Origin of the sequence: uncultured Clostridium sp., from assembly GCF_947039605.1 — a bacterium.
Lineage (GTDB): Bacteria > Bacillota > Clostridia > Clostridiales > Clostridiaceae > Sarcina.
On sequence record NZ_CAMQZG010000024.1, the window covers coordinates 1 to 23841 of the forward strand.

General features: G+C 29.3%; 23 protein-coding genes. 3 read left to right on the forward strand and 20 right to left on the reverse strand.

Features of this window, described 5'->3' with window-relative positions; genetic code table 11:
* The 13 genes from Q0V24_RS10130 to Q0V24_RS10190 all read right to left on the reverse strand — a co-directional run.
* A partial coding sequence (locus Q0V24_RS10130) for a glucosaminidase domain-containing protein (protein ID WP_297521062.1) occupies window positions 1–661 on the reverse strand: 661 nt, incomplete at its 3' end.
* Between the two features lie 53 nt (window positions 662–714).
* The gene (gene tagD / locus Q0V24_RS10135; RefSeq protein WP_297521063.1) at window positions 715–1137 is read right to left on the reverse strand and encodes a glycerol-3-phosphate cytidylyltransferase; all 423 of its coding nucleotides are present in this window, start codon (window positions 1135–1137) and stop codon (window positions 715–717) included.
* Between the two features lies 1 nt (window position 1138).
* Window positions 1139–2536, reverse strand: coding sequence for a lipopolysaccharide biosynthesis protein (locus Q0V24_RS10140; protein WP_297521065.1), 1398 nt, complete (start codon window positions 2534–2536; stop codon window positions 1139–1141).
* 1 nt (window position 2537) lies between these two features.
* Entirely contained in the window at window positions 2538–3680 is a 1143-nt protein-coding gene (locus tag Q0V24_RS10145; protein ID WP_297521067.1) for a CDP-glycerol glycerophosphotransferase family protein, read from the reverse strand.
* The gene (locus Q0V24_RS10150; protein ID WP_297521069.1) at window positions 3670–4737 is read right to left on the reverse strand and encodes a glycosyltransferase; all 1068 of its coding nucleotides are present in this window, start codon (window positions 4735–4737) and stop codon (window positions 3670–3672) included. Before Q0V24_RS10150 ends, Q0V24_RS10145 begins: the two co-directional genes overlap by 11 nt.
* Entirely contained in the window at window positions 4737–5915 is a 1179-nt protein-coding gene (locus Q0V24_RS10155; RefSeq protein ID WP_297521071.1) for an O-antigen polymerase, read from the reverse strand. Before Q0V24_RS10155 ends, Q0V24_RS10150 begins: the two co-directional genes overlap by 1 nt.
* A 13-nt stretch (window positions 5916–5928) precedes the next feature.
* Window positions 5929–6927 (reverse strand): glycosyltransferase family 2 protein, encoded by a 999-nt coding sequence (locus Q0V24_RS10160; RefSeq protein WP_297521073.1) that lies wholly within the window; start codon window positions 6925–6927, stop codon window positions 5929–5931.
* Window positions 6928–7977 carry a dTDP-glucose 4,6-dehydratase gene (gene rfbB / locus Q0V24_RS10165; RefSeq protein WP_297521075.1) on the reverse strand — a complete coding sequence of 350 codons (1050 nt, stop codon included), beginning with the start codon at window positions 7975–7977 and terminating at the stop codon, window positions 6928–6930.
* 13 nt (window positions 7978–7990) lie between these two features.
* Entirely contained in the window at window positions 7991–8872 is an 882-nt protein-coding gene (gene rfbD / locus Q0V24_RS10170; protein ID WP_297521077.1) for a dTDP-4-dehydrorhamnose reductase, read from the reverse strand.
* A gap of 34 nt (window positions 8873–8906) precedes the next feature.
* On the reverse strand, window positions 8907–9476 hold the full coding sequence (rfbC, locus tag Q0V24_RS10175) for a dTDP-4-dehydrorhamnose 3,5-epimerase (RefSeq protein WP_297521079.1): 570 nt from the start codon (window positions 9474–9476) through the stop codon (window positions 8907–8909).
* A 13-nt stretch (window positions 9477–9489) separates the two neighbouring features.
* Window positions 9490–10383, reverse strand: coding sequence for a glucose-1-phosphate thymidylyltransferase RfbA (gene rfbA / locus Q0V24_RS10180; protein ID WP_297521081.1), 894 nt, complete (start codon window positions 10381–10383; stop codon window positions 9490–9492).
* A 16-nt stretch (window positions 10384–10399) separates the two neighbouring features.
* The gene (locus tag Q0V24_RS10185) at window positions 10400–11314 is read right to left on the reverse strand and encodes a glycosyltransferase (protein ID WP_297521083.1); all 915 of its coding nucleotides are present in this window, start codon (window positions 11312–11314) and stop codon (window positions 10400–10402) included.
* A gap of 2 nt (window positions 11315–11316) precedes the next feature.
* Entirely contained in the window at window positions 11317–11949 is a 633-nt protein-coding gene (locus tag Q0V24_RS10190) for a sugar transferase (protein WP_297521160.1), read from the reverse strand.
* Between the two features lie 422 nt (window positions 11950–12371).
* Between Q0V24_RS10190 and Q0V24_RS10195 the strand changes: the two genes are divergently transcribed.
* Both Q0V24_RS10195 and Q0V24_RS10200 read left to right on the forward strand, forming a co-directional pair.
* Complete coding sequence (locus Q0V24_RS10195; protein WP_297521085.1) at window positions 12372–12989, forward strand: AAA family ATPase; 618 nt, start codon at window positions 12372–12374, stop codon at window positions 12987–12989.
* 159 nt (window positions 12990–13148) lie between these two features.
* Window positions 13149–14741: a peptide chain release factor 3 gene (locus tag Q0V24_RS10200; RefSeq protein WP_297521087.1), complete on the forward strand. Its 1593-nt coding sequence runs from the start codon at window positions 13149–13151 to the stop codon at window positions 14739–14741.
* A gap of 61 nt (window positions 14742–14802) precedes the next feature.
* On the opposite strand, the gene Q0V24_RS10205 is transcribed toward Q0V24_RS10200, so the two are convergent.
* Together Q0V24_RS10205 and Q0V24_RS10210 are read right to left on the reverse strand one after the other, a co-directional pair.
* Window positions 14803–15642 (reverse strand): Cof-type HAD-IIB family hydrolase, encoded by an 840-nt coding sequence (locus Q0V24_RS10205; RefSeq protein ID WP_297521089.1) that lies wholly within the window; start codon window positions 15640–15642, stop codon window positions 14803–14805.
* 144 nt (window positions 15643–15786) lie between these two features.
* Window positions 15787–16767 carry an LCP family protein gene (locus tag Q0V24_RS10210; protein ID WP_297521091.1) on the reverse strand — a complete coding sequence of 327 codons (981 nt, stop codon included), beginning with the start codon at window positions 16765–16767 and terminating at the stop codon, window positions 15787–15789.
* 207 nt (window positions 16768–16974) lie between these two features.
* Here Q0V24_RS10210 and Q0V24_RS10215 point away from each other — a divergent pair, with 207 nt between their 5' ends.
* The gene (locus Q0V24_RS10215) at window positions 16975–17184 is read left to right on the forward strand and encodes a hypothetical protein (protein WP_297521093.1); all 210 of its coding nucleotides are present in this window, start codon (window positions 16975–16977) and stop codon (window positions 17182–17184) included.
* A 50-nt stretch (window positions 17185–17234) separates the two neighbouring features.
* On the opposite strand, the gene Q0V24_RS10220 is transcribed toward Q0V24_RS10215, so the two are convergent.
* The 5 genes from Q0V24_RS10220 to Q0V24_RS10240 all read right to left on the reverse strand — a co-directional run bounded on the left by Q0V24_RS10220 (window position 17235) and on the right by Q0V24_RS10240 (window position 23806).
* On the reverse strand, window positions 17235–18602 hold the full coding sequence (locus tag Q0V24_RS10220; protein ID WP_297521095.1) for an MATE family efflux transporter: 1368 nt from the start codon (window positions 18600–18602) through the stop codon (window positions 17235–17237).
* Between the two features lie 188 nt (window positions 18603–18790).
* Window positions 18791–19834 (reverse strand): aminotransferase class I/II-fold pyridoxal phosphate-dependent enzyme, encoded by a 1044-nt coding sequence (locus tag Q0V24_RS10225; protein WP_297521097.1) that lies wholly within the window; start codon window positions 19832–19834, stop codon window positions 18791–18793.
* Window positions 19835–20210: 376 nt separating this feature from the next.
* The gene (locus Q0V24_RS10230; protein ID WP_297521099.1) at window positions 20211–21167 is read right to left on the reverse strand and encodes an ABC transporter permease; all 957 of its coding nucleotides are present in this window, start codon (window positions 21165–21167) and stop codon (window positions 20211–20213) included.
* Between the two features lies 1 nt (window position 21168).
* A complete protein-coding gene (locus Q0V24_RS10235) occupies window positions 21169–22248 on the reverse strand; it encodes an ABC transporter permease (protein WP_297521100.1) in 1080 nt (359 codons plus the stop codon).
* Window positions 22241–23806 carry an ABC transporter ATP-binding protein gene (locus tag Q0V24_RS10240; RefSeq protein WP_297521103.1) on the reverse strand — a complete coding sequence of 522 codons (1566 nt, stop codon included), beginning with the start codon at window positions 23804–23806 and terminating at the stop codon, window positions 22241–22243. Before Q0V24_RS10240 ends, Q0V24_RS10235 begins: the two co-directional genes overlap by 8 nt.
* Window positions 23807–23841: the final 35 nt, after the last annotated feature.

Sequence of the window (23841 nt, forward strand, 5' to 3'; positions counted from 1 at the left end):
CTCTTACTACTAAATTATCACCATTTATAGCTTGATTCGTAGTTGGCGTATCTATTCCACTTCTAGCTGGTTTCTTACTATTTGAATAAGAAAGCAGACTATTATATAAATTTCCAATTTCTACTCCATATGACTGACTTGGAGCCCATGCTCCACCTAATTCTCTGACCGTTTTAGCTTTACCTAAAATTGATGGAAAATGCCTTGGATCAAAAGTCTCTGTTCTAGGATATCCTGTTGCACCAGCATATAATGCTAAATGATCTAAATGTGCTTGTACTCCATCATTCCAACTTTTAAATCTCATATGTGCATCTGGGTCACTATCATCCCCGCCTGCTGTTGTTTTTAATCCACATGGATTATTATAAGTTTCATTAATAATTCCACCAAATTTCCCATAACCAGTTTCCTTTGCTGCTTGAACATATGCAACTCCAGGATTCACACCACCATTAGCATCAAAATATTTCCAATATAAATCTGCTAAATTAATGAATGTTTGTGTAGCCCCTCTACTTTTTGCCCATTCTTTTGCATCTTGACCTGTTATACTTGTCTTAGAAATTATGTATATATCACTTTCTGCCTTTACATAAACTGTTGGAATAAAATTAAATATAAAAACAATTAAACAAACCATAGATATTCTTTTTTTCATAATCTCCCCCCTTCCACAATATAATATAATACAAAAAATGCCAAATTGATATATCAATTTGGCATTTTTAACATATTATTCAATTTATTTACACAACTTAAATCATCTTTAATCTTACTTGTCGATATTCCCTCTGTACGTTCTAAATATACTACCTCACAATATTCTTTTAAATAATCAAATTTTCCAATCCAATCATTCCCTATTACAAAAGTATCTATTTTCTCATCTACAATATCACTTAATTTCTGTTCCCACGAATTTTCAGGAATTATTTCATCTACATATCTTATTGACTCAAGTATTAATTTTCTTTGTTCATATGTAAAATGTGACTTTTTATCTTTTAATAAATTAAAATCATCTGTAGATAACCCTACTATTAAATAATCCCCTTCTGCCTTCGCTCTTTTAAGTATATTAATATGCCCATAATGCAACAAGTCAAAAGTTCCATACGTTATAATTTTTTTCATTTTACCATCTCCCTACTTTTATCTTTTTTATATAACTTAAAATCATTTCTCTATCAGAATTTATAGGTGATTTTATAAAACTCATTACATAAAACCCTATTACAACTATAATATTTACAACTATCCATATCCAAAAATTAGAAATCATTGCTATACTACACAATATTATTCCTTCCACAACTGTAAGCATTAAAATATATACAAAGCTTTTTTGTTCATATGGCCAAATATTTATATACTTTTTAACTTGAAGAGTTTTTATTATATTAACAAAAATTTCTGAAGCTAATATTGAAAATGCAATTGTCCAAGTATATTGCGATCCTATCAATGTCATAATCACTACTGATACCAATAATTTCAATATTCCATTTATAATTTCATTTTTAGTAAAATCCGCCATAACTAATAATGTTCCATTTGGGCCTGTAAAAGAATTGATAAATTGTGATAACATTATTAATGAAAATATTGTCCCTCCCCCTAAATAGCCTTTTCCTAGCACGCCTAAAATCCGTTCACTATTGATCAACAATAAAAGAGCTATTGGTAAAACCAAATAACAATTAAGTCTTGTTATTTGCTTATAAGTACTTTTTAACATAACAAAATCTTTTTCTTTCCACGCTTTTGCAAATATTGGCATACTTATTTTAGCAAATATATCCCCCAACATTGCTACTATAGCTCCTAAAGTTAGTGAAATTGATAATACAGCTACCGTTTCAAATGTTCCAAAATCTTTTTGTAATATTTTTGAATACCCTAAATAAATTCCATATATTATTTGTATCAAATAATAACTTGAACTTTCTTTTAATATTCTAAATTTATAAGATCCACCTTTTAAATTCTTAATTAAAAAGGGTGTTGTTGTTAATAAATAAGAAAAAATCATAACTATGATATAAATATAATACTCTTTTGATATACAGAAAAATGTAATTAAAAATAATATTAAATTTAAAAGACTATATAAAAACTTTCTAAAAAACATCCCTTTTGATGCATTACCTGTCGATATATTATAAATTAATATCAACTCTGAAATTATCGTCAAATAAGCTAATAATATAATACAAATTTTTATATATGTAAGTCCCCCACCAATAACTCCAAATATACAACTTATCCCTAAAAAAACAACTGTATATGTACAAACAACATCTGAAAAAAACTTTTTTTTATCTGGATATTCTTCAATTTTTTTAGGTATATACGTTTGTAATCCAAAACACATAATTATTGTTAATGTTGAAACGTATCCTAAATAATAATTGGCTTGTCCATATTTATCCGCCCCTAAAACTTTTGCTGATATCATCTGAAATAAAAAACCTAAAATTGCTCCACTTATATTCCAAAAAAAACTTTTAAATGAACTATTTATAATCCCCATATTAAATCCATCTTTCCTCTGCTATTTTTTTTATAAAATCATAAACTCTTTCAGAACTACAATTATCTGAATTTTCATGAAAAATACTTTTCATTTTTGCTCTTTCTTCTGCAAAATATTCTTTATTGTTTAATAAGTGTACTATTTCTTTTTCTATATCACTTTGTATTGTAACTTTAGGTCCTGGCGTCCATACATCGTATGGTTCTAATAAAAACCCTCTTTTTTCTCTATATTCTTCTTCATCTGGATTTATAAATAATATTGGTTTATTGGTAATTAAATAATCTAAATATATGCTTGAATAATCTGTTATCAAAATATCTGACTCACTTAAAAATTCATATAAATCACTATCATTTTCCTTTAAAATTTCACTGCTCATGAAATAAACATTTGGGATTTTCATGTTCATATATATTTTTTTATATAATTGTTCCTCAAATGGATGCATTTTTAAAATAAAATTTAATTTATTTTTAGATAAAAATGCAGAAAACTCCATAATACTAAAGCTATCTATCCCAAAAAAATTTTGTTCTTTACTATTTCCCTCATTCCTATTTTTATACCCATTTTTAAATGTTGGAATATAAAAAATATTTTTATTGGTTATATCAAACCCTTCAAATAATCCCTCTAATTTCACAGCACTCACAGTCATCATAAAATCATTCCTAGGATATCCTAAAATTTTATACTTATCAGCTATTTGTCCAAGCGTAGCATTTAAGATAGTATTATAAAACTTTGATGTTGAAATAAAATAGTCACAACTATCAAATATTTTTTTATCTTTGTCATTCCATTTACTACAATAATTGATATCTAATAACCCCATGCTTTTCAAAGGAATTCCGTGCCATAATTGTATTACTTTTTGTTGCTTTTTATATCTAATCACAGAGTGTGTTGTTAGTATAATATTACTAGTTCCTATAAATATATGTTTTTTTATTTTTTCAAATATCTTATATCCTTCTTTATTATTAAAAACTCTTACTTCAAATTCAGATTTTTTTTCAAAAACTTTCCTCATTGCAGTAGAATTAGATCCTGAGAATTCAGTTTCATCTAAAATCGTTATTCTATTTTTTTTAATCTTCATAAAAAATAAAGCCATATTCAAAATTTTATTTTTCATAATTCCCCCCTGCAATATTTTCATATATCTCATTTGTTATTTTCGCTGCATTTTCCCATGTGAAATTTTCCCTAATTTCTTTTGCTAAATCCCATTTCCCCTCACTATCCCATGCTTCTTTTATTGTTTTTTCCATCTTTGTATATTCATTAGGATTACAATAAAAAGCTCTTTCTAAAAAATATTCATGTGCACACCCTATTTCAGTTGAAACAATTTTACATCCCATTGCACCAGCTTCTAAACTTACTAACCCTGGTGTCTCTCGCTCACTCGGCAAAATGTGTAATTTACTTTTGTTATAAATATCAACTAACTCCTTTTGAGTTTTCACTCCTAAAAATTCAATTTCACTACCTTCTATCTCATCTAAACATTCATTATAGTAATCTTTGTCAATTATTCTACCAACAAGTTTCAATGCTATTCCATTTTTTTTACACGCTTTAATCGTCAATAATGTATTTTTGCTTGGCTCTATCCTACCTACTTGGAGAGCAAAATTACGTGCACCATTAACCTGAATACTTTCATCTTGATATATTTTTGAAATTCCATTATAAACAACATGCATTTTCCCATTTGAAATTCCAAATTTTTCATTTATTAATTTTATTTCAGAATTTGAATTTGGTAAAATAACATCTACCTTATTAAGAATTTTTTTCATCCTTTTATATCTCATCATTAAATTTTTTATTTTTAATATTTTAATATTTTCTATTCCAATTATCTTACTTGCCAATATTGCTTTTTTACTATACCCTTTTTCATTTTTTATATTTTCTTCTTCAAAATCCCACCAGATAGGTGATAAAACTAATTTTGCTTTTGTTTTTTTAATTTTTTCAACTTCCTTTAATGTAAACTTATCAGTTTGCATATTAAAAAAATGAATAACATCAAATTTTTTATAATAGCTAATACTATTTTCCCCTAATGAAACTTGAATATCATTACCGAGTAATTTTAATTCCTTCATAGTATTTTCCATTTGCATAGTATCTCCACCATTTAATGTATACGCATTTTTTCTATTTACAAATAAAATTTTCATTAGTTCTCACTCTTACTCCTTTTTACCTTTAAATATATTTCTAATAATATTGGAAATATTAATTGAAATGACATTCCTGAAAAATTAACCATATTTGAAAATGCACATAATGCTACTAGATTACATAACATTGCAATAGCAATAACTCTTAGTGGATTATCATCTGATATAAAATTCATATACAGGTATGATCCACCTATTAATATTGCAAACATTAACCAAACACCTAGCCAGCCTAAATAATAATATGCCCCCGTATAAACTGTAGATACTGTTAAATGTGGTGTTATTAACGGAATTTTTTTTTCTGATTTATTTTTCTCATAATTTTTAAATACTCTTTTTGCTATAAAATCAATAGTAACTTCATTAGATAAAAATTTATAGAAATTTCCACCATTTATTTTAGGCTTATGTTCTATTATCGTATTTTGCAAATTAGCAAGTGGTGATGATATATATAGATATCCCCAAAAATATTCTTTTGGAATTATAGATTTTTTAAATTCCTCTCGTGCTCCACCAACACTCATAATATATGAACTATCTAATTTGTTATTTGCTCCGTTAATTGAATTATTTCGTATATTTCCATAAACTCCAAACCCAAATAACCCTACTAAACATACAATAATTAATTTTATAAAATTCTTTTTATAAAACTCCCACTTTCCATATTTAAGAATAAATATTATACCTGAACCTATTACTATATTCATAATCATACCTCTAGAAACTAGTAGAAAAGCTGGTAAAAAAGTTATTGTATATTTAAGAAAGTTTTTAATTGTTTTCTCTGAAATAAATATGTGGAATAAATATATTCCTAAAAATATATTAAATGTATATATAAAAACATGCACCATAGGTATTCCAGAAAACTCTAAATATTTCTTCATATCAAACATAGGAATATATCCTGCATAGATAAAATCTGCTACAAAAAGTAATGAATTAATAGCTAATGCTATATCTCCTATTCTATTTTTTTTTATATCTTTATACTCAAATTTATTTTCTTTCGACATCTTTAATGATATGTATCCACAAATTAAGGAACTTACACCTAAAAAAAAGACCAAAGAAAATGTTAATTCCGGATATAAATTAGACCAATTAAATATATAAAGTCCTAATGCAGATCCAAAAGCTAAAATATATATTATAAAAGGATTCATATAATTAAACCTCCTATTTTATTAAATGTCTTATAGACTTTATTTTATTTTTTTCTTTTAAATTATTACTTTTTTGATTCATCAATTTAAATTTTAATTTTGCTTCTTTTCTAAATTTAAATATAAATTGCTCAAATATTAATGAATATATCAGAAGCATTAATTGTCTTTTATTGATTTTAAATTTATTTTCAATAATAAAATCCGAATTTTTATTTTTCTCTAACATCATTAAATGATTTCTATAAGAAATTCCCCTTAAAAATTCTGATTGTTTTTTTCTATGTTTTATAAACTTAAATATACCTTTTTCACTTCGACCTAAAGCACGTCCATGATATGCAATTGCTTCTGGATAATAAATGTTTTTTTGTCCTATAAGATTTAATCTCCATGATAAATCTACATCTTCTTTATATGCAAAAAAATCTTCATCAAAATATTCATCTTTATATTTAACTAAATCTAAGGCATTTCTTCTATACATTGGTGCTGCACCACAAACGCCAAATACTTCTTCTGTTTTATTATATTGACCTTCATCTAACTCATTTTGACCTCGATCAATACACCTTGTACTTTTATACATTTCTATTCCAGCACTATCAATATAATTAAGTTTTTTATTATTACTAAAATCATACTTCAAAAGTTTTCCTGTTATTGCTCCAACTTCTAAATTATTGCTCATATAAAATGCTAATTTTTCTACAAAATCCTTTTCCATTACTATGTCTGGATTTATTATCATTATGAATTCACCTGTAGATAACTTTATACCTTGATTTGCAGCCCCTGCATATCCATTATTTATATCATTTTTAATTAGAAGAATATTCTTATTAGAATATTCTTCTTCCATATACTTAAATGAACCATCTTTTGATTCATTATCAATAAAAATTATTTCTAGTTCCTCATATGTTTGCTCAAATATAGAATTTAAACATCTTGATAAATAATCCTTGTTATTATAATTAATTATTATTAAACTCACTAATTTTTTTTTCATCTATTTATACATCTCTTCATAATATTTTTGATAGTTACCTGAAGTTATATTTTCCATCCATTTCTTATTATCTAGATACCATTTAATAGTCTTTTTAATTCCAACTTCAAATGTTGTTTCTGGATACCATCCAAGTTCTTCTTTTATTTTTGTTGGATCTATCCCATATCTTCTATCATGACCTTTTCTATCTTCAACATATTTAATTAAAGTTTCTGTTATCTCTTCATTTACATTTTCATTTAAATACCCTATAACAGTTTTAACTATCTGAATATTTGTTCTTTCATTATGACCACCAACATTGTAAACTTCACCTAGTCTACCATTATTAATTACCATATCTATTGCTTTTGCATGATCTTCTACATATAACCAATCTCTTATATTAAGTCCATCACCGTATACTGGTAAATTTTTTAACTCTAAGCAATTATTAATTAAAAGTGGTATTAATTTTTCTGGGAATTGGAATGGTCCATAGTTATTTGAACATCTTGTTATATTCACTGGCATTTTATAAGTATCTGCATAAGCTTGTACTAATAAATCTGACCCTGCTTTACTTGCTGAGTATGGGCTATGTGGGTCTATTGGTGTAGTTTCCATAAAGAACCCTTCATCCCCAAGTGAACCATATACTTCGTCAGTTGAAACATGCAAGAACTTAACTCCTTCTTTCCATCCTTCAATAGTTTCCCAAGACTTTTTAGCACAGTTTAATAAATTATTAGTTCCCATTACATTTGTTTGTACAAATACTTCTGGATTTTCTATACTTCTATCAACATGTGACTCTGCTGCAAAGTGTGCTACATAATCAATATCATATTTTTCAAATAAACTTGCTACAAGTTCTTTATCACAGATATCTCCTTGAACAAAGATATGTCTTTCATCACTTTCTATTGATTTAAGATTTTCTAAGTTCCCTGCATATGTTAATTTATCTAAATTTATTATTTTTATATCCTCATACTTGTTAAGCATATATAAAACAAAGTTTGATCCTATAAATCCTGCACCACCTGTTACTAAATATGTTTTCATAAATTACTTCCCCCTACTTACTAGCCTTATTTATAAATGATTTTAATGCTTCTTTCCAATCCCTCATATCATCACCAATAGTTTCTCTAAGCATTTTATTATCTAATGATGAATATTCTGGTCTTTTTGCTGGTCTTGGAAACTCTTCTGTTGTGCATGGACTAACTTTACAATTTAATTTTGATAATTTCATTATTTCACTTGCAAAGTCATACCATGAACATTCTCCTTTACCAGTACAATGATATACTCCATAATTTTCAGTTTCTATCATTCTAAGTATGTGATAAGCTAAGTCATTTGCATGTGTTGGATTTCCTCTTTGGTCATCAACAACCATCAAACTTTCTTTTGTAGCTCCAAGATTTCTCATTGTATAAACAAAGTTATTTCCAACATATCCGTAAAGCCATGCTGTTCTTACTATAAAGTGCTTACTACAAAATTCACTTGTGAATTTCTCTCCATCAAGTTTTGATCTTCCATATTCACTTTGAGGATTCAAATTAGAATCTTCTGTAAATGGTACATTTCCTATACCTTCAAATACATAATCAGTTGAAACCTGAACAAACTTTGCTCCTACAACTTCACATGCTTGTGCTAAGTGTCTAGGTCCTACAGCATTAATTTCATATGCTATATTCTTACACTCTTCACACTTATCAACATTTGTATATGCGGCACAATTTATTACTACATCTGGTTTTTCTTCTATAATAAATTCTTTAATTTGTAATTCATTTGTTATATTAAGCTTATCCACATCTACAGCTATAACTTCTGCATTTACTATCTTTTCTGAAACTTCTCTGATTTCTGAATAACCTTTTCTTATAATATCTTGAAGTTCATTTCCTAATTGTCCATTTGAACCAGTTATCAATATTTTCATAATTTTATCCCCTAAAACACTAATTTAATTTCACCTATTTATTATAAAGAAATGGTACTTCCAATTCTTTTAAAGATTTTTGTTTTTTATCTTTTTCAGATAATAAAATTTCTTCTATTCCATCAAGTGGCCATTCTATATTAACGTCACTATCATTCCAAATTAATCCACTATCATACTCTGGAGCATAAAAATCTGTACACTTATAATTAAAAGTTGCATACTCTGATAAAACTAAAAATCCATGTGCAAATCCTTCTGGAACATAAAATTGCTTTTTGTTTTGAGCTGTTAAAACAATTCCTTCCCACATTCCATATGTAGGTGAACCATTTCTTAAATCAACAGCTACATCAAAAACTTCTCCCTCAGTAACTCTTACAAGTTTCCCCTGCGTATGTTTAGTTTGAAAATGTAACCCTCTTAAAACACCTTTTTTAGATTTTGATTCATTATCCTGAACAAATTTCATAGTAAGACCTGCTTCATTAAAGCTACTCTCATTATATGATTCCATAAAGTATCCTCTTTCATCTCCAAATACTTTAGGCTCTATAATATATAAATCTTTTATTTTAGTTTCTATAAAATTAAAATTACTCAACTTTAATCCCCCTCTAAACAGTTACTATTTTTTTAGCTTCTATTTCTTCAACTATTTCTACTAAATACTTTCCATATCCAGTTTTCATTAATGGTTTTGCAAGTTCTAGAACATCTTTATCTGATATCCAGCCTTTTCTATATGCAATCTCTTCAAGACATGCTATATATGTACCTTGTGTATTCTGAACTGCTTCTACAAAATTTGATGCTTGAAGCATTGATGCATGTGTTCCTGTATCAAGCCATGCCATCCCTCTACCAAGTAAATCAACTCTTAAAGTTTGTTCTTCCATATAAATTCTATTTAAATCTGTAATCTCAAGCTCACCTCTAACAGATGGTTTAAGTCCTTTAGCTTTTTCTACAACACTATTATCATAGAAGTATAAACCTGGAACTGCATATTTTGATTTTGGATTTTCTGGTTTTTCTTCTAATGAAGTAACTTGTCCATTTTCACTAAACCCAACAACTCCAAATGCCCTAGGATCTTGAACATAATATCCAAATACCATAGCACCTTTCTCAAGTTCTGCTGCTTCTTTTAAATGAGAACTGAAATTCTGACCATAAAATATGTTATCTCCAAGTATTAATGCAACATTATCATCACCGATAAATTCATCTCCAATAATAAAAGCCTCTGCTAAACCATTCGGTTGTTCTTGTACCTTATATTCTATTTTAAGTCCTAATTCTGAACCTGTTCCAAACAATTCCTTAAAATTTGGTAAATCTCTCTCTGTTGAAATTATTAAAATATCTTTTATCCCAGCAAGCATTAAAACTGACATTGGATAGTAAATCATCGGTTTGTCATAAATTGCTGTCATCTGCTTTGACATTGCCTTTGTTACGGGATAAAGTCTTGTACCTGATCCACCTGCTAATATAATACCTTTCATATTCAATATCCTCCTTCTATTCTCCATATACTTTTTTACTTAATGATGATTTATTCACAATTATTTTTGATAAGTTATTATAACGTTTGCCTAACTGACTACCAATTAATCTTGCTGCAAAGTTAGGCATAATATTTATTGTTACTTTATAATTCTTTTCTTCTATAGATCTTTTCAAAGCATGTTTAGCCATCGCTAGCCCACTTTCACTACTTTTATATTTTAAAAACTGTGAATTCTGCTTAAAAAATACTCCAGTATCAAAATATCTCTTATAAAGTTCTTTTAATGTAAATGTATGTGAGTGATATACTTCTGAATCTGAACAATATTTTATTTTATATCCAGATGTTATAAGCTTTTCTGCTAAATACATATCCTCATTTATCAAAAGTCTTTTATTATCATAACCTTTAACTTTTCTATATACATCATCTCTAACCGCTGATGATGCATCTGAATAGAAAAATGTTAATAATCCCATCTTAGCTATATCAGCTTTTGAGACAACTCGCGAAGTTGCTGGATAATTTTTTTCTCTTATATATTTCTCTATTGTCTCATTTTCAGGAAGTTGTCTGCTAAATGAAGCTTCACACTCCCCTTCAATAATGGGATTCACTAAATTCTCTAACCATTTATCATCTTTTATTTTTATATCCTGAGAAATAAAAACTATAATATTATTATTTTCTAATTCCATTGCTGCTTTTTCTCTAGTTTGACTATGTGAAAATTCTTTCGCTGTTATTTTTTTATAATTTGACTCTAATTCTTTTAAAATATTCTCGGTGTTATCTTTTGATTCTGTCAAAATATACTTTATAAAAATCTTATATTCTTTATCTACTTTTTGGTCTAATAACTTTTCATTTAAATCTCTTATGTATCCACTAGCATTGTAAAGTGGACAAATAATTGTTATATTCACCTTTACATTGCTCCTTCTTTTTTAATAACAGATACTACAGTTTGTAATATTATTTTTATATCCATCATGAAACTTCTGTTATCAATATAATACATATCCATTTGCACCCTTTCTTCATAAGTAGTATCACTTCTTCCATTTGCTTGCCAATGACCAGTTAATCCAGGCATTACCGAAAAAAATTTATCTGCAAATTGACCATATTTTTCAACTTCAGCTTGTACTATTGGTCTTGGACCTACTACTGACATATCACCTTTTAATATGTTTACTAGTTGTGGTAATTCATCTAAACTAGTCTTTCTTAAAAAACTACCTATCTTAGTTATTCTAGGATCATTCTCTAACTTAAAATTCTTTTCAAATTCTGCTTTTTGCTCTGGAGTAAAGTTTTCTAAAACTTCTTGTGCATTTATTACCATAGTTCTAAATTTATAAACACTAATTTCTTTTCCATTCTTCCCCATTCTTTTATGACCAAATAATGCCGCTCCCTTTGAATCTAATCTTATTAAAATAATTAATAAGATAAATATTGGCGTAAACATTATAATAGCTATCCCTGATGAAATAACATCAAAAGTTCTTTTTAAAAATAAATACCCTTTACGTTCATTTACCTTACACACATTCATATTTCCCTTAACATTTAAATTTTGCATTTTACTCCCCCAAAAGTTAAATAATCAATAATTATATTTTACTTTTTTTTCAAATTATAGATAATTTTGTGCCCTTTTCTTTTCTAAAAATATTATATCATAACCTTACAAATACTTAAGTTATTTAGATAATCTTTTACGCCTTATTAATACTTTTTATTACTAAATTCATCAATGTATTATCATATTAATAATTTGTTAATCTATTTTTACATTTTTTGGTATTAATAATTTTTATTGTATTATACTTTTTATATGCTTTACAAAATATAATTATTAACTATAAATTTTCTCGCAACCTATATGATGACAATCTATTTAGAAATTGTTATAATCATAGTGTATTTAATTTAAAATAAACACGAAAATATTCGTATTACCTGGGGGTTTAATTTATGCCAATTAGAATAGCTATTCTTGGAGGTCCAAGATGTGGTAAGACAACTTTAATACAACAAATTTATGTTGATATGAAAGTTAGAGGACTTAATGTAGGTGCTGAGACTGAATATAGTACAGAATATTTAAAAGAAAAAGGAATGATTGAAACTATATCTGAACAATATGGTATCTATCTTGGTCAGGCTAGACTTGAATCAAATCTTAATAATTTTGATTATGCTTTAACAGACTATGCAACATTTGTACCATATATATATGGTAGATTTATGCTTGGGGATAAAAAAAGAACTCAAAAAGAAATTGAAATTCTTAATGATTTATATAAAATAGCATTAAATGATGTAAATAAGTATGATCATATATTCTATGTTCCAAGAGAATTTGGATATGAAAAAGATGGTGTTAGATGGCAGGATGAAGATATTGCTATCGCGATAGATGAAGCTATCAGAATATTCCTTGATTCAGAAAACATCAAATATACTGTTTTAACTGGTTCAACAAGAGCTAGATCAGAATCAATCCTTAAGCATGTTGGTTTAGATAAACTTGAAGTAATTCCAACAATTACTGATACTATGAAATCTAAAAACCAAACAGAAGCTAAATAATCTTTAAACTCTATATAAAACTAGGCTAAGTTGAACTAAGCCTAGTTTTATTTTATGCCAATATGTTATAATGTTTAAGTTAATAATGAAATAAAATGTTGAAAACACCTTATATAGATTATTTAAATAGCCTATATAATTTTAAGGAGGAAAATAGATTTGTCTAATTTAATTAATGAAATTGAAAAAAGAAGAACCTTTGCTATCATCTCTCACCCAGATGCTGGTAAAACAACATTAACAGAGAAATTCCTTTTATATGGAGGCGCTATTAGAATGGCTGGTTCTGTTAAAGCTAGAAAGGCATCTACTCATGCAGTATCTGACTGGATGGAAATAGAAAAACAAAGGGGTATTTCTGTATCATCATCAGTTATGCAATTTAACTATGATGGTTACTGTATCAACATCCTTGATACACCTGGTCACCAAGATTTCTCAGAAGATACATATAGAACACTTATTGCAGCAGACTCTGCTGTTATGGTTGTTGATGGAGCTAAAGGAATTGAGCCTCAAACAAGAAAGCTTTTCCAAGTTGCATCACTTAGAGAAATCCCAATATTCACTTTTATAAATAAAATGGATAGAGAAACTAGAGACCCATTTGAGCTTTTAGATGATATAGAAGCTGAACTTGGAATCAAAACTTACCCTGTAAACTGGCCTATAGGTTGTGGAAACAATTTTAAAGGGGTATATAATAGAAGTAACGAAACAATTATAGCTTTCTCAGGTGGAAATCATGGGCAAACTGAAGTTATTGAAACAATTATTTCAGTTCATGATGAATCTGCTAGAGAACTTCTTGGAGATATCTTATATGATAAACTTATGGAAGATATTGAACTTCTAGATATAGCTGGAGATGATTTTGATGATGAAGCTGTTCAACTTGGTGAATTATCACCAGTATTCTTTGGATCAGCTCTTACAAACTTTGGTATAGCTCCATTCCTTGGTGAGTTCTTAAAGCTTACAACTGGACCTTTATCAAGAAATTCAAGTAAAGGAACAATAGTTCCAACTCAAGAGCCCTTCTCTGCTTTTGTATTTAAGATACAAGCTAACATGAATAAAGCTCATAGAGATAGACTTGCTTTCATGAGAATTTGCTCTGGTGAATTCAAAAAAGGTATGGAAGTTTATCATATGCAAGGTGGTAAAAAACTTAAACTTGCACAACCTCAACAATTCCTTGCACAAGATAGAGCAGTTATTGAAGAAGCTTATGCAGGAGATATCATTGGTGTATTTGATCCAGGCATATTCTCAATAGGTGATACACTTTGTGCTAGTGCTGAGAAATTCAAATTCGAAGGAATCCCTGTATTTGCACCTGAACACTTTGCAAGAGTTAGACCTGTTGATACTATGAAGAGAAAACAATTCATAAAGGGTATCACTCAAATAGCTCAAGAAGGAGCTATCCAAGCTTATAAAGAGCTACACATTGGTATGGAAGAAATCATAATAGGTGTTGTTGGAGTACTTCAATTTGAAGTTCTTGAATATAGACTTAAAAATGAATATAACGTTGATATCAAAATGGATAGACTTGCTTATAAATTTGTAAGATGGATTGAAACTGATGTAGACCCATTAACATTAAACCTTACATCTGATACTAGAAAAGTTAAAGATATGAAAGATAGAAATCTTCTTATATTCCAAAATGATTGGGGTATTAGTTGGGCTCTTGACCATAATGCTGGACTTATACTTTCAGATATCGGTAAATCAGACGACTAATTTTGATTTTTATATAAAAAGACCTAGATTTCAAATTTTGAAATCTAGGTCTTTTATTATTTTAAACTTCCTCTTCTAATATAAACTTCGCAATCATCTTACCAACCCCACAGTTTGAATTAGTATCTGTAATATAATCTGCATTTTCCTTAACTATGTCAATTGCATTTCCCATAGCTACTCCAAGACCAGCATATTTAATCATGCTTAAATCATTTTCACTATCACCTATGCAAATAACCTCTTCTCTTTTAAACCCAAGTATCTGTGCAAGTTTTTTTACAGCACTTCCCTTTGACGTCCCTGCTGGCATAATCTCAAAATTATTCTCCCATGAACTTACAACTTCTAAATCCTCAAACTTTGAAAGTTCAGCCTTAGCTCTCATAAGTTCACTTCTATCATTCCCCTCTTCAATGCAAATAAACTTTAAAATATCATTGCTTTTTTCTTTGTACACTTCCTCAAAACTTCTTCCCTCTATGAACTGTATTTTCCAAGCATCATCAAGTTCATTATTAACAAGTTTATAAGCATGATTTTCTGGAACTACTTCTTCTGAAATAACAGTATCTGATGTATTCATATATACTCTAAAATTATATTTTCTAATAACACTTATTACTCTCTCAAATTGTTCCTTTGATAAATTTGACTCATAAATAACTTCTTCACTATTCTGTTCTCTGATATAAGCCCCATTTGAAGAAATTATAGGAGCATCAACACCTATAACTTGTGAATACTTTCTAGCTGATGCAAAAAGTCTACCTGTAGTAATTGCTATTTTAACACCTTTTTCAGTCGCTTTTTTTATCATTTCCTTGTTAAACTCTGGAACCTCATGCTTATTACTAAGCAAAGTCCCATCCATATCAATCGCTATTAATTTATACTTCATAATTATCACCTCGACCCTTTCCACTTAACAAAATATTACATTTTTCACCATAATTCATTATATCATATCTTAATTATTATTTACTTAATAAATTTAAATATCAAAAAAGCCTAGAAATAAATTAATTACCTCTAGACTTTAATATTACTCTTTTATATCTTCAAAAATCCACTTATGAATTTTATCTGTTGTAACTGCTTTATCAAATGTTAAACAAGACATTCCATTAATCATTTCACCTTTTAAATCATCATCTGTTGGGAATCTATTTTGCTCAAGATTATTACCTATGCTAAGAACATCTGTACCCATTTCCATAATTGCCCCAGTCGATAAACTTGTCTTAACCATTGGGAACACTTCATTTAATAATCCTGGATACTTAGTTGGTGACATACTAAATATTTTCTTTAATATCCCATCAATTACTTCTCTTTGCCTATCTGTTCTTGCAAAATCATCACCTACCCCATATCTAATTCTACAATATGCTAATGCTTGTACGCCATCTAAATTAGTAAGTCCAGCATTATATATATTTCCTGAATTTCTATTTAATCTCCTATTATTATCACCAATATATCTATTTAATTCATTTAATACATTAGCTTCTATATTTATTTCAATCCCACCAATTTCATCTATAACCTTAGGCAAACTTGAAAAATCAACAGTAACAAAATCTTCTATATTTAAATCAAAGTTTTTATTTATAGTTTGAATCGCAAGTTCCTCTGAACCAAAAGCATAAGCTGCATTAAGTTTATTAGAACCATTGCCTGGAATCTCAACATATGAATCTCTCATTAAAGATGTAAGCTTAATCTTATCATTTTTAGTATCGATAGTTGCAACCATCATAGAATCACTTCTACCACCTTCACCATCAGCTTGATCTACTCCAAAGAATGCAATATTTTTTATATGTGAATATTCATCATTAAGCTCTACATTTGATCCTAAATTTTCTTTATCTAAATCTACCTTATCCATTTTTCCAAATAGTGCCCATACATATCCACCAATACCACCAACAACGGCAAGTATAGCAATCAATGCACCTATTAATATTTTACTTTTTACAGAACCTTTTTTTTTAGCTCTTTTTGTTCTATTTAAACGCATATTATGAATCCCCCTTAAAAAATTAATTCTACTACTTCTTAATTATTCTTCCCTTTACAGAAATATTCCCCCTAAAACACAATTCTACATTTTCATATTATATAATGTAAATTTTTTACTATCAACAATTTTAAATAAGATTTAATTCTATTAATACATAGTTTACAAAGAGGTGGGTAAAATACATTTATAAAGGAGGGTTCGCCTATGAATGATAATAAGAATCCAAAATCAGTTTACCCACCAAAAATGAGGAGTTTTTCAACAACATCTAATGATGAAAAGTTATTTTCATGTAATACTAATACTTTTTCTAACATATCAGAATTTGAAGAAGACCCAATAGTTGTTAACAATATTGCCTGTCCTGAATTTGACTACACAGAAAATCTAGCTGATGAAGAAACAACTAAGTAAAAAAAGGGACTCTCTCATCCTATGAGAAAGTCCCTTTTTGCTATATTTATTTAAACAAAAACTTTATTTTCTATTTTATCTTTAAGCTTTTTATTTCTTCTACTTCTATATATATCTATAATCATAAGAGTCCCTATAGTAGCAAATTCAACTATTGGGATAGTTAACCATAGCCCAGTCATTCCAAACGTTTTTGATAGCACTCCAAGAACTATTAATATATAAACAAAACCTCTTAGCATAGATAAAGTTGTTGATAACTTAACTTTTTCTACTGATTGAAGTGCTGCTATATTTAAAATATTAACCCCCGCAAGAATAAAGGATGCAAAGTAGATAATTATCCCCTCTTTAGCAACTTCTAAAAATGACCCATGAGCATTGGTAAATATATTTATAAGCTGTACTGGGAAGGTTGCACCTATCATAAAGAATACAATTCCTGTTACAAACATTATAATTCTACCTTTTCTAATAAAGTGATTTACCCTTGCCTCTTTTTTCGCACCATAATTAGTACTTACAAGCGGTTGAATACCTTGAGCTACCCCATTAAATATAGCTACAAAAATCAATGCAATATTATTTACTACTCCATAAGCTGAAAGCCCTGCATTACCCATTAATTTAAAGCTTACAATATTAAATATCATTATTACTATTCCAGCTGTTATCCCTGAGATAAAACTTGGAATTCCTGTTCTAACTATTCTTCCCATGAATCTAAAATCATTATTTTTAAAATCAAATTTAAAACTATTTTTCTTTTGAATAAAATGAAATGCAAGTACTACTATTCCAGCAAATTGCCCTATTGATGTTGCAAGTGCTGCCCCACCAATCCCCATATCCAAAGTAAACATAAATACATAATCTAAAATTATATTTACAATATTAGTTGCTATAACTGCTATCATAGCAAGTTTTGGATTTCCATCATTTCTTATAAAAACATTTAAAGCATTAAGAAGCATATAAGCACCACTAAAAATGATTAAAATATCTAGATAACTTTTAACCATATTAAAAGTTTGTGGTGAAGCCCCTAGTGCCCAAACAAGATCATCTATAAAGAATACTTTCACAATTAAAAATCCTATATATATAATTCCTATCCCAATCATTGATGTTGTAAAAATCTTATTTACAGACTCAAACTTTTTCTTCCCTATATATATACTCAAAACAGTCGCACCACCAACCCCTAAAGTTAGCCCAAGTGCACTCATTAGACTATATATTGGAAGAGTTATATTTAACGCACCAATCCCAATAGCTCCAAGCTTTTTACCTATAAACATAGTATCAAATAAAATACATAATGATAGACCCATCATTCCACCTACAGAAGGTAAAATATACTTCATTAGTAATGTACTTTCTTTATCATTTAATAAATCATCTTTTCTCTTTGTCATACCCTTTCTCTCCTACCTAATTACAAATTTAACTAGATTATTGTAGCACTTTTTACAACGAAAAAAAAGATGGTTTTACAAGAAATTTTTGTTAAATTTATTAACACATAGCGTGCATCATTCCCCTACTTTTTTATAAGAAAAAACTCCCATTGAATTATTAAAATTCAACAGGAGTTTTATTAATATTATCTATTTAAAATCTTATTAAAATCACTTAAAAATTCATTAACCATATCTTCTCTAGTTGCCCATGAAGTACAAAGTCTTATACAGCTTTTTTCTTCATCAACTTTGCTCCAAAAAGTATAATCATAACTTTCTTTTAAGATGTCTAAATCTTTATTTGCTACTACTGGGAAAATTTGATTTGTAGGTGAATCTGTTAAGAATTCAACCCCAAGTTCTCCAAGGCCTCTTTTAAGTTGCATTGCTCTATCATTAGCATTTTTTCCAAGTTCAAAGAATAAGTCATTTTTAAATAACTCTACAAATTGAATTCCAAGAAGTCTACCTTTTGCAAGTAATGCTCCTCTTTGCTTTATGTGATATCTAAAATCCTTACCTAAAGCAGAATTATTTATTATAAGTGCTTCTCCAATAAGTGCTCCATTTTTAGTAGCTCCTATATAAAAAGCATCACTTAAATGTGCTAAATCTTCTAAAGTCATATCATTTTCATAACTAGTTAATGCTGAGCCAAGTCTTGCCCCATCAACAAATAATGATAGCTCATTACTTTGACAGAAATCGTACATTTCTTTAAGTTCTGCCTTTGTATAAACCGTTCCAACCTCTGTTGATTGTGAAATATATACCATTCTTGGCATAACCATATGCTCGTCAACATGTTCATCTAATATAGCTTGTACATCTTGTACTCGAAGCTTTCCATCTTTTCTAAAAGGCGCACTACAAACTTTATGTCCTGTTGCTTCAATAGCTCCAGTTTCATGTACATTTATATGCCCTGTATTTGCTGCAATAACAGCTTCAAATGGTCTTAATGCTGAAGATATCATTATTAAATTAGTTTGAGTTCCCCCAACTATAAAATGAATATCTGAATCATCATTATTTAATCTTTCTTTGATTAATTCCTTTGCCTTTGCACAATAAGGATCATAGCCATATCCATCTGTTTGTTCTAAATTACTACTAACTAATGCTTGAATAATATTTGGATGTGCCCCTTCGCTATAATCGTTTTTAAAACTATACTTTAATGTCATTTTAAATCGCCCTCCATTTTATCTGCGTAAGCTCTATCTTTTTATTCCCCAATAAAAGAGCTTACTAAAAATTTATATTTAATTAATTATACACTCTAACGAATCATTTTACACTATTAATTTTAATTATTCGTTTTCATAAAAAAAGTCATGCTACTTTCATAGCATGACTAGATTTAAATAGGAAACTTTACTCACATTCGTTCGCTGAGTAAATTCCACCAACCAAATTAAAATTTTTGGTGCGGGAAACTCGACTCGCTTTGCTCGCTGAGTAAGTTCCACTAGCCAAATTAAAATTTGGGGTGCGGGAAACTCGACTCACATTCGTTCGCTGAGTAAGTTCCACCAGCCAAATTAAAATTTGGGGTGTCACTTAACGCTTTCCTGCATCAAATGGCTCTCCTGCCGCTTTTGGTGCTTGTGATGATTTAGAGAATATTATAAGTGCTATTAATGTTACTACATAAGGGAACACTTTTAATATAACTGGTGGAATTGTTGCAAGTTCTGGTATAGCTTGTGATATGTTTGCTATTGTTATTGCAAATCCAAAAAACATTGTTGACCCAAGTATGCCAAGAGGCTTCCATTGTCCAAAAATTAATCCTGCAAGTGCTAAGAATCCAAGTCCTGCTACACTTCCATTAAATTCTCCAGCATAAGTTACTATTATTATAGCTCCTCCAAGAGATGCAAGTCCTCCTGAAATCATAACTCCTATATATCTCATCTTTAATACATTTACCCCTGCTGCTGATGCCGCTTGAGGGTGTTCTCCACATGCTCTTAGTCTCATACCAAAGCTTGTTTTATAAAGAATAAATGCACTTAATAATATAATTCCTAAAACTAACCAAGTTGTTGGGTAAGTCTTTGTAAATAATAGTGGTCCTATAACTGGAATATCTGATAATATTGGAATATCTCTACTTATGAATCCCATTTGAATTCCTATATTTCCACTTCCTGTGATTGCTCTTGCAAGGAATATTGTTAGAGCACCAGCTATCATATTTATAGCTGTTCCACTAATTACCTGATTTGCACTAAGATTAATACTTGCAAATGCATGTAATAATGAGAATAATGCTCCTATTATAACTGCTACAAGCAGTCCAATCCAAAGATGATACGAACTTCCTGCCGGAACTTTATCTTGTAATTCTGATATTGTAAAAGCCCCTGCAAATGATCCAACAATCATAAATCCTTCAAGACCTATATTAACAATTCCACTTCTTTCGCAATATAAAGCTCCAAGTGCTGTTATTAATAAAGGTACCATATATGCCATAGCATATGGAAAAATCTGCTCAATTATATCCCACATATTAAGACTCCCCCTTTGATGAACTATTACTTAACTCTTTTTTTAATTTTCTCTTTTTCTCTATCTTATCTATAAGTTTACTAATAACTACGCTTGTAGCTGCAAAGTAAATTATTATTGATATTATTGTATCTGCTATCTCAGGTGGAATTCCTGTCATAGCGCTCATAAAGCCTCTTCCTGTATATAAAAGACCAAAGAATAAAGCTGAGAATACAACCCCTATAGGTGAATTTGCCGCAAGAAGTGCAACCGCTATTCCATCAAAACCTTGAGTTGGCATAACACCAATCTGCATAGCTGTTGAATTCCCTGTGTACTGAACAACTCCTGCAAGCCCTGCAAGTGCCCCAGCTATCATCATTGATAAAATAATATTTCTATTAACTGGCATCCCAGCATACTCTGCTCCATCTTTATTAAAACCAACTGCTTTAAGTTCATAACCTAAAACTGTCTTATCTAAAATAATTGCAATTATAGTAACTGCTATTAAAGCAATTACAATTCCAAGATTTATAAATGACCCATCAAACATTTCTGTAAGAGATTTAATGTGTAAAGTTGCAAACTCTGGAAGTGCTCTTGATTCAGTTTCCATAAACTCACCCTTAAAGTAAGCTGGCACTGCATAAAATACTATCCAATAAGCAATCCAGTTCATCATAATTGTAGCAACAACCTCATGAACATTAAATTTAGCTTTTAAAATTCCTGGGACAATAGCCCATAAAGCTCCACCAACAATACCAGCTAAAGCCATAAGAATAATCATAGCCCCTTGAGGTAATTCTAAAGTAAGCCCTGTAGCTAAAGCACAGAATCCACCAAATAACATTTGCCCTGGAGCCCCTATATTAAATAGCCCTGTCTTAAAAGCAAAGGCTACTGAAAGACCTGTTAAAATAAGGGGGACTGATGTAGCAATAGTATTACCTATTCTCTCCATACTTTGAGTACCACCCTTAAATAAGAATGTATATCCTTCCATTGGGTCATATCCCATTACAAGCATAAGCACACCACCTGCAAAAAGACCTAGCACCATAGCAAGTAAAGATAAAAATGTCTTCTTATTCATTGTCCATACCTCCTTTAGCTGTACCTACTTTTGTAAGTTCTTCATTTTTTTTAATTCCAGCCATCATTAACCCTACTTCATTCTCATCAGTAGTCCTAGCATCAACTATACCTATAAGCTCTCCACCATTCACAACTGCAATTCTATCAGCCACATTTAAAACTTCATCAAGTTCTAAAGATATTAATAATACTGCCTTCCCCCTATCTCTCTCCTGAATTAATCTTGTGTGAATATATTCAATAGACCCAACATCAAGCCCTCTTGTAGGTTGAACTGCAACTAAAACTTCTGGGTTCATCTCAATTTCTCTACCTATAATAGCTTTTTGTTGATTTCCACCAGACATAGACCTAGCACTACTTTTAGCACCTTGTCCTGATCTAACATCAAAAGCTTTAATAATCTTTTCTGCATGTTCTCTTATTGCTTTTCTATTAATAAATCCTTTATTTGAAAAAGGTTTTGTTTTATAACATTTAAGAACCATATTATCCTCTAAGTTATAATCAAGAACTAACCCTCTTTTATGTCTATCCTCTGGAATATGAGCAATTCCCTTATCAATTCTATTTCTTATTGATAAAGTAGTGATATTTTCACCCTTATAATCAATAGTTCCAGAAATAACTTTTCTCATTCCTGTAATAGCCTCAACAAGTTCACTTTGTCCATTTCCTTCAACTCCTGCTATTGCAAGGATTTCTCCTGCTTTAACATCAATTGAAAAATCTTTAAGACCTAAAACTTTCTTATTATTATTAACAGAAAGATTCTTTATTTTAAGCACGACATCACCTGGAGTCGCATCCTTTTTTTCTACTTTAAATGTTACTTCTCTACCAACCATCATCTTAGCCATTTCTGCTTCGCTAGTATCCTTAACATCAACAGTTCCTATGTACTTACCTCTTCTAATAACAGTACATCTATTTGCAACTGCTTTAATCTCTCTAAGCTTATGAGTGATTATTATAACTGACTTACCCTCTTTGATAAGGTCTCTTATAATATTCATAAGTTCATCTATTTCATTTGGAGTTAAAACGGCTGTAGGCTCATCAAAAATAAGCACATTTGCATTTCTATAAAGCATCTTTAAAATCTCAACTCTTTGCTGCATTCCAACTGAAATATCTTCAATTTTTGCATAAGGGTCTACATTTAAATTATACTTTTTTGAAATAGCTTCAATTTTTTTTGCAGCACTTGTCTTATCTACAACAATTCCAAACTTCTTTGGCTCACATCCAAGTATTATATTCTCTGTAACAGTAAAATTCTCAACAAGTTTAAAATGCTGATGAACCATACCAATACCAAATTCATTAGCTTTATTTGGGTTAGTAATTTTAACCTCTTTACCATTAATTTTTATCTGTCCCCTCTCAGGCTTGTACATACCAAAAAGAACACTCATTAAAGTGGATTTACCAGCTCCATTTTCTCCTAAAAGAGCATGAACTTCACCTTTTTTCAACGTTAAAGTTATATTGTCATTGGCAACTATTCCAGCAAACTCTTTACGGATATTAAGCATCTCTACTACATATTCCATCACTATTCCTCCTAATAACAAGCTCATTGCAAGTT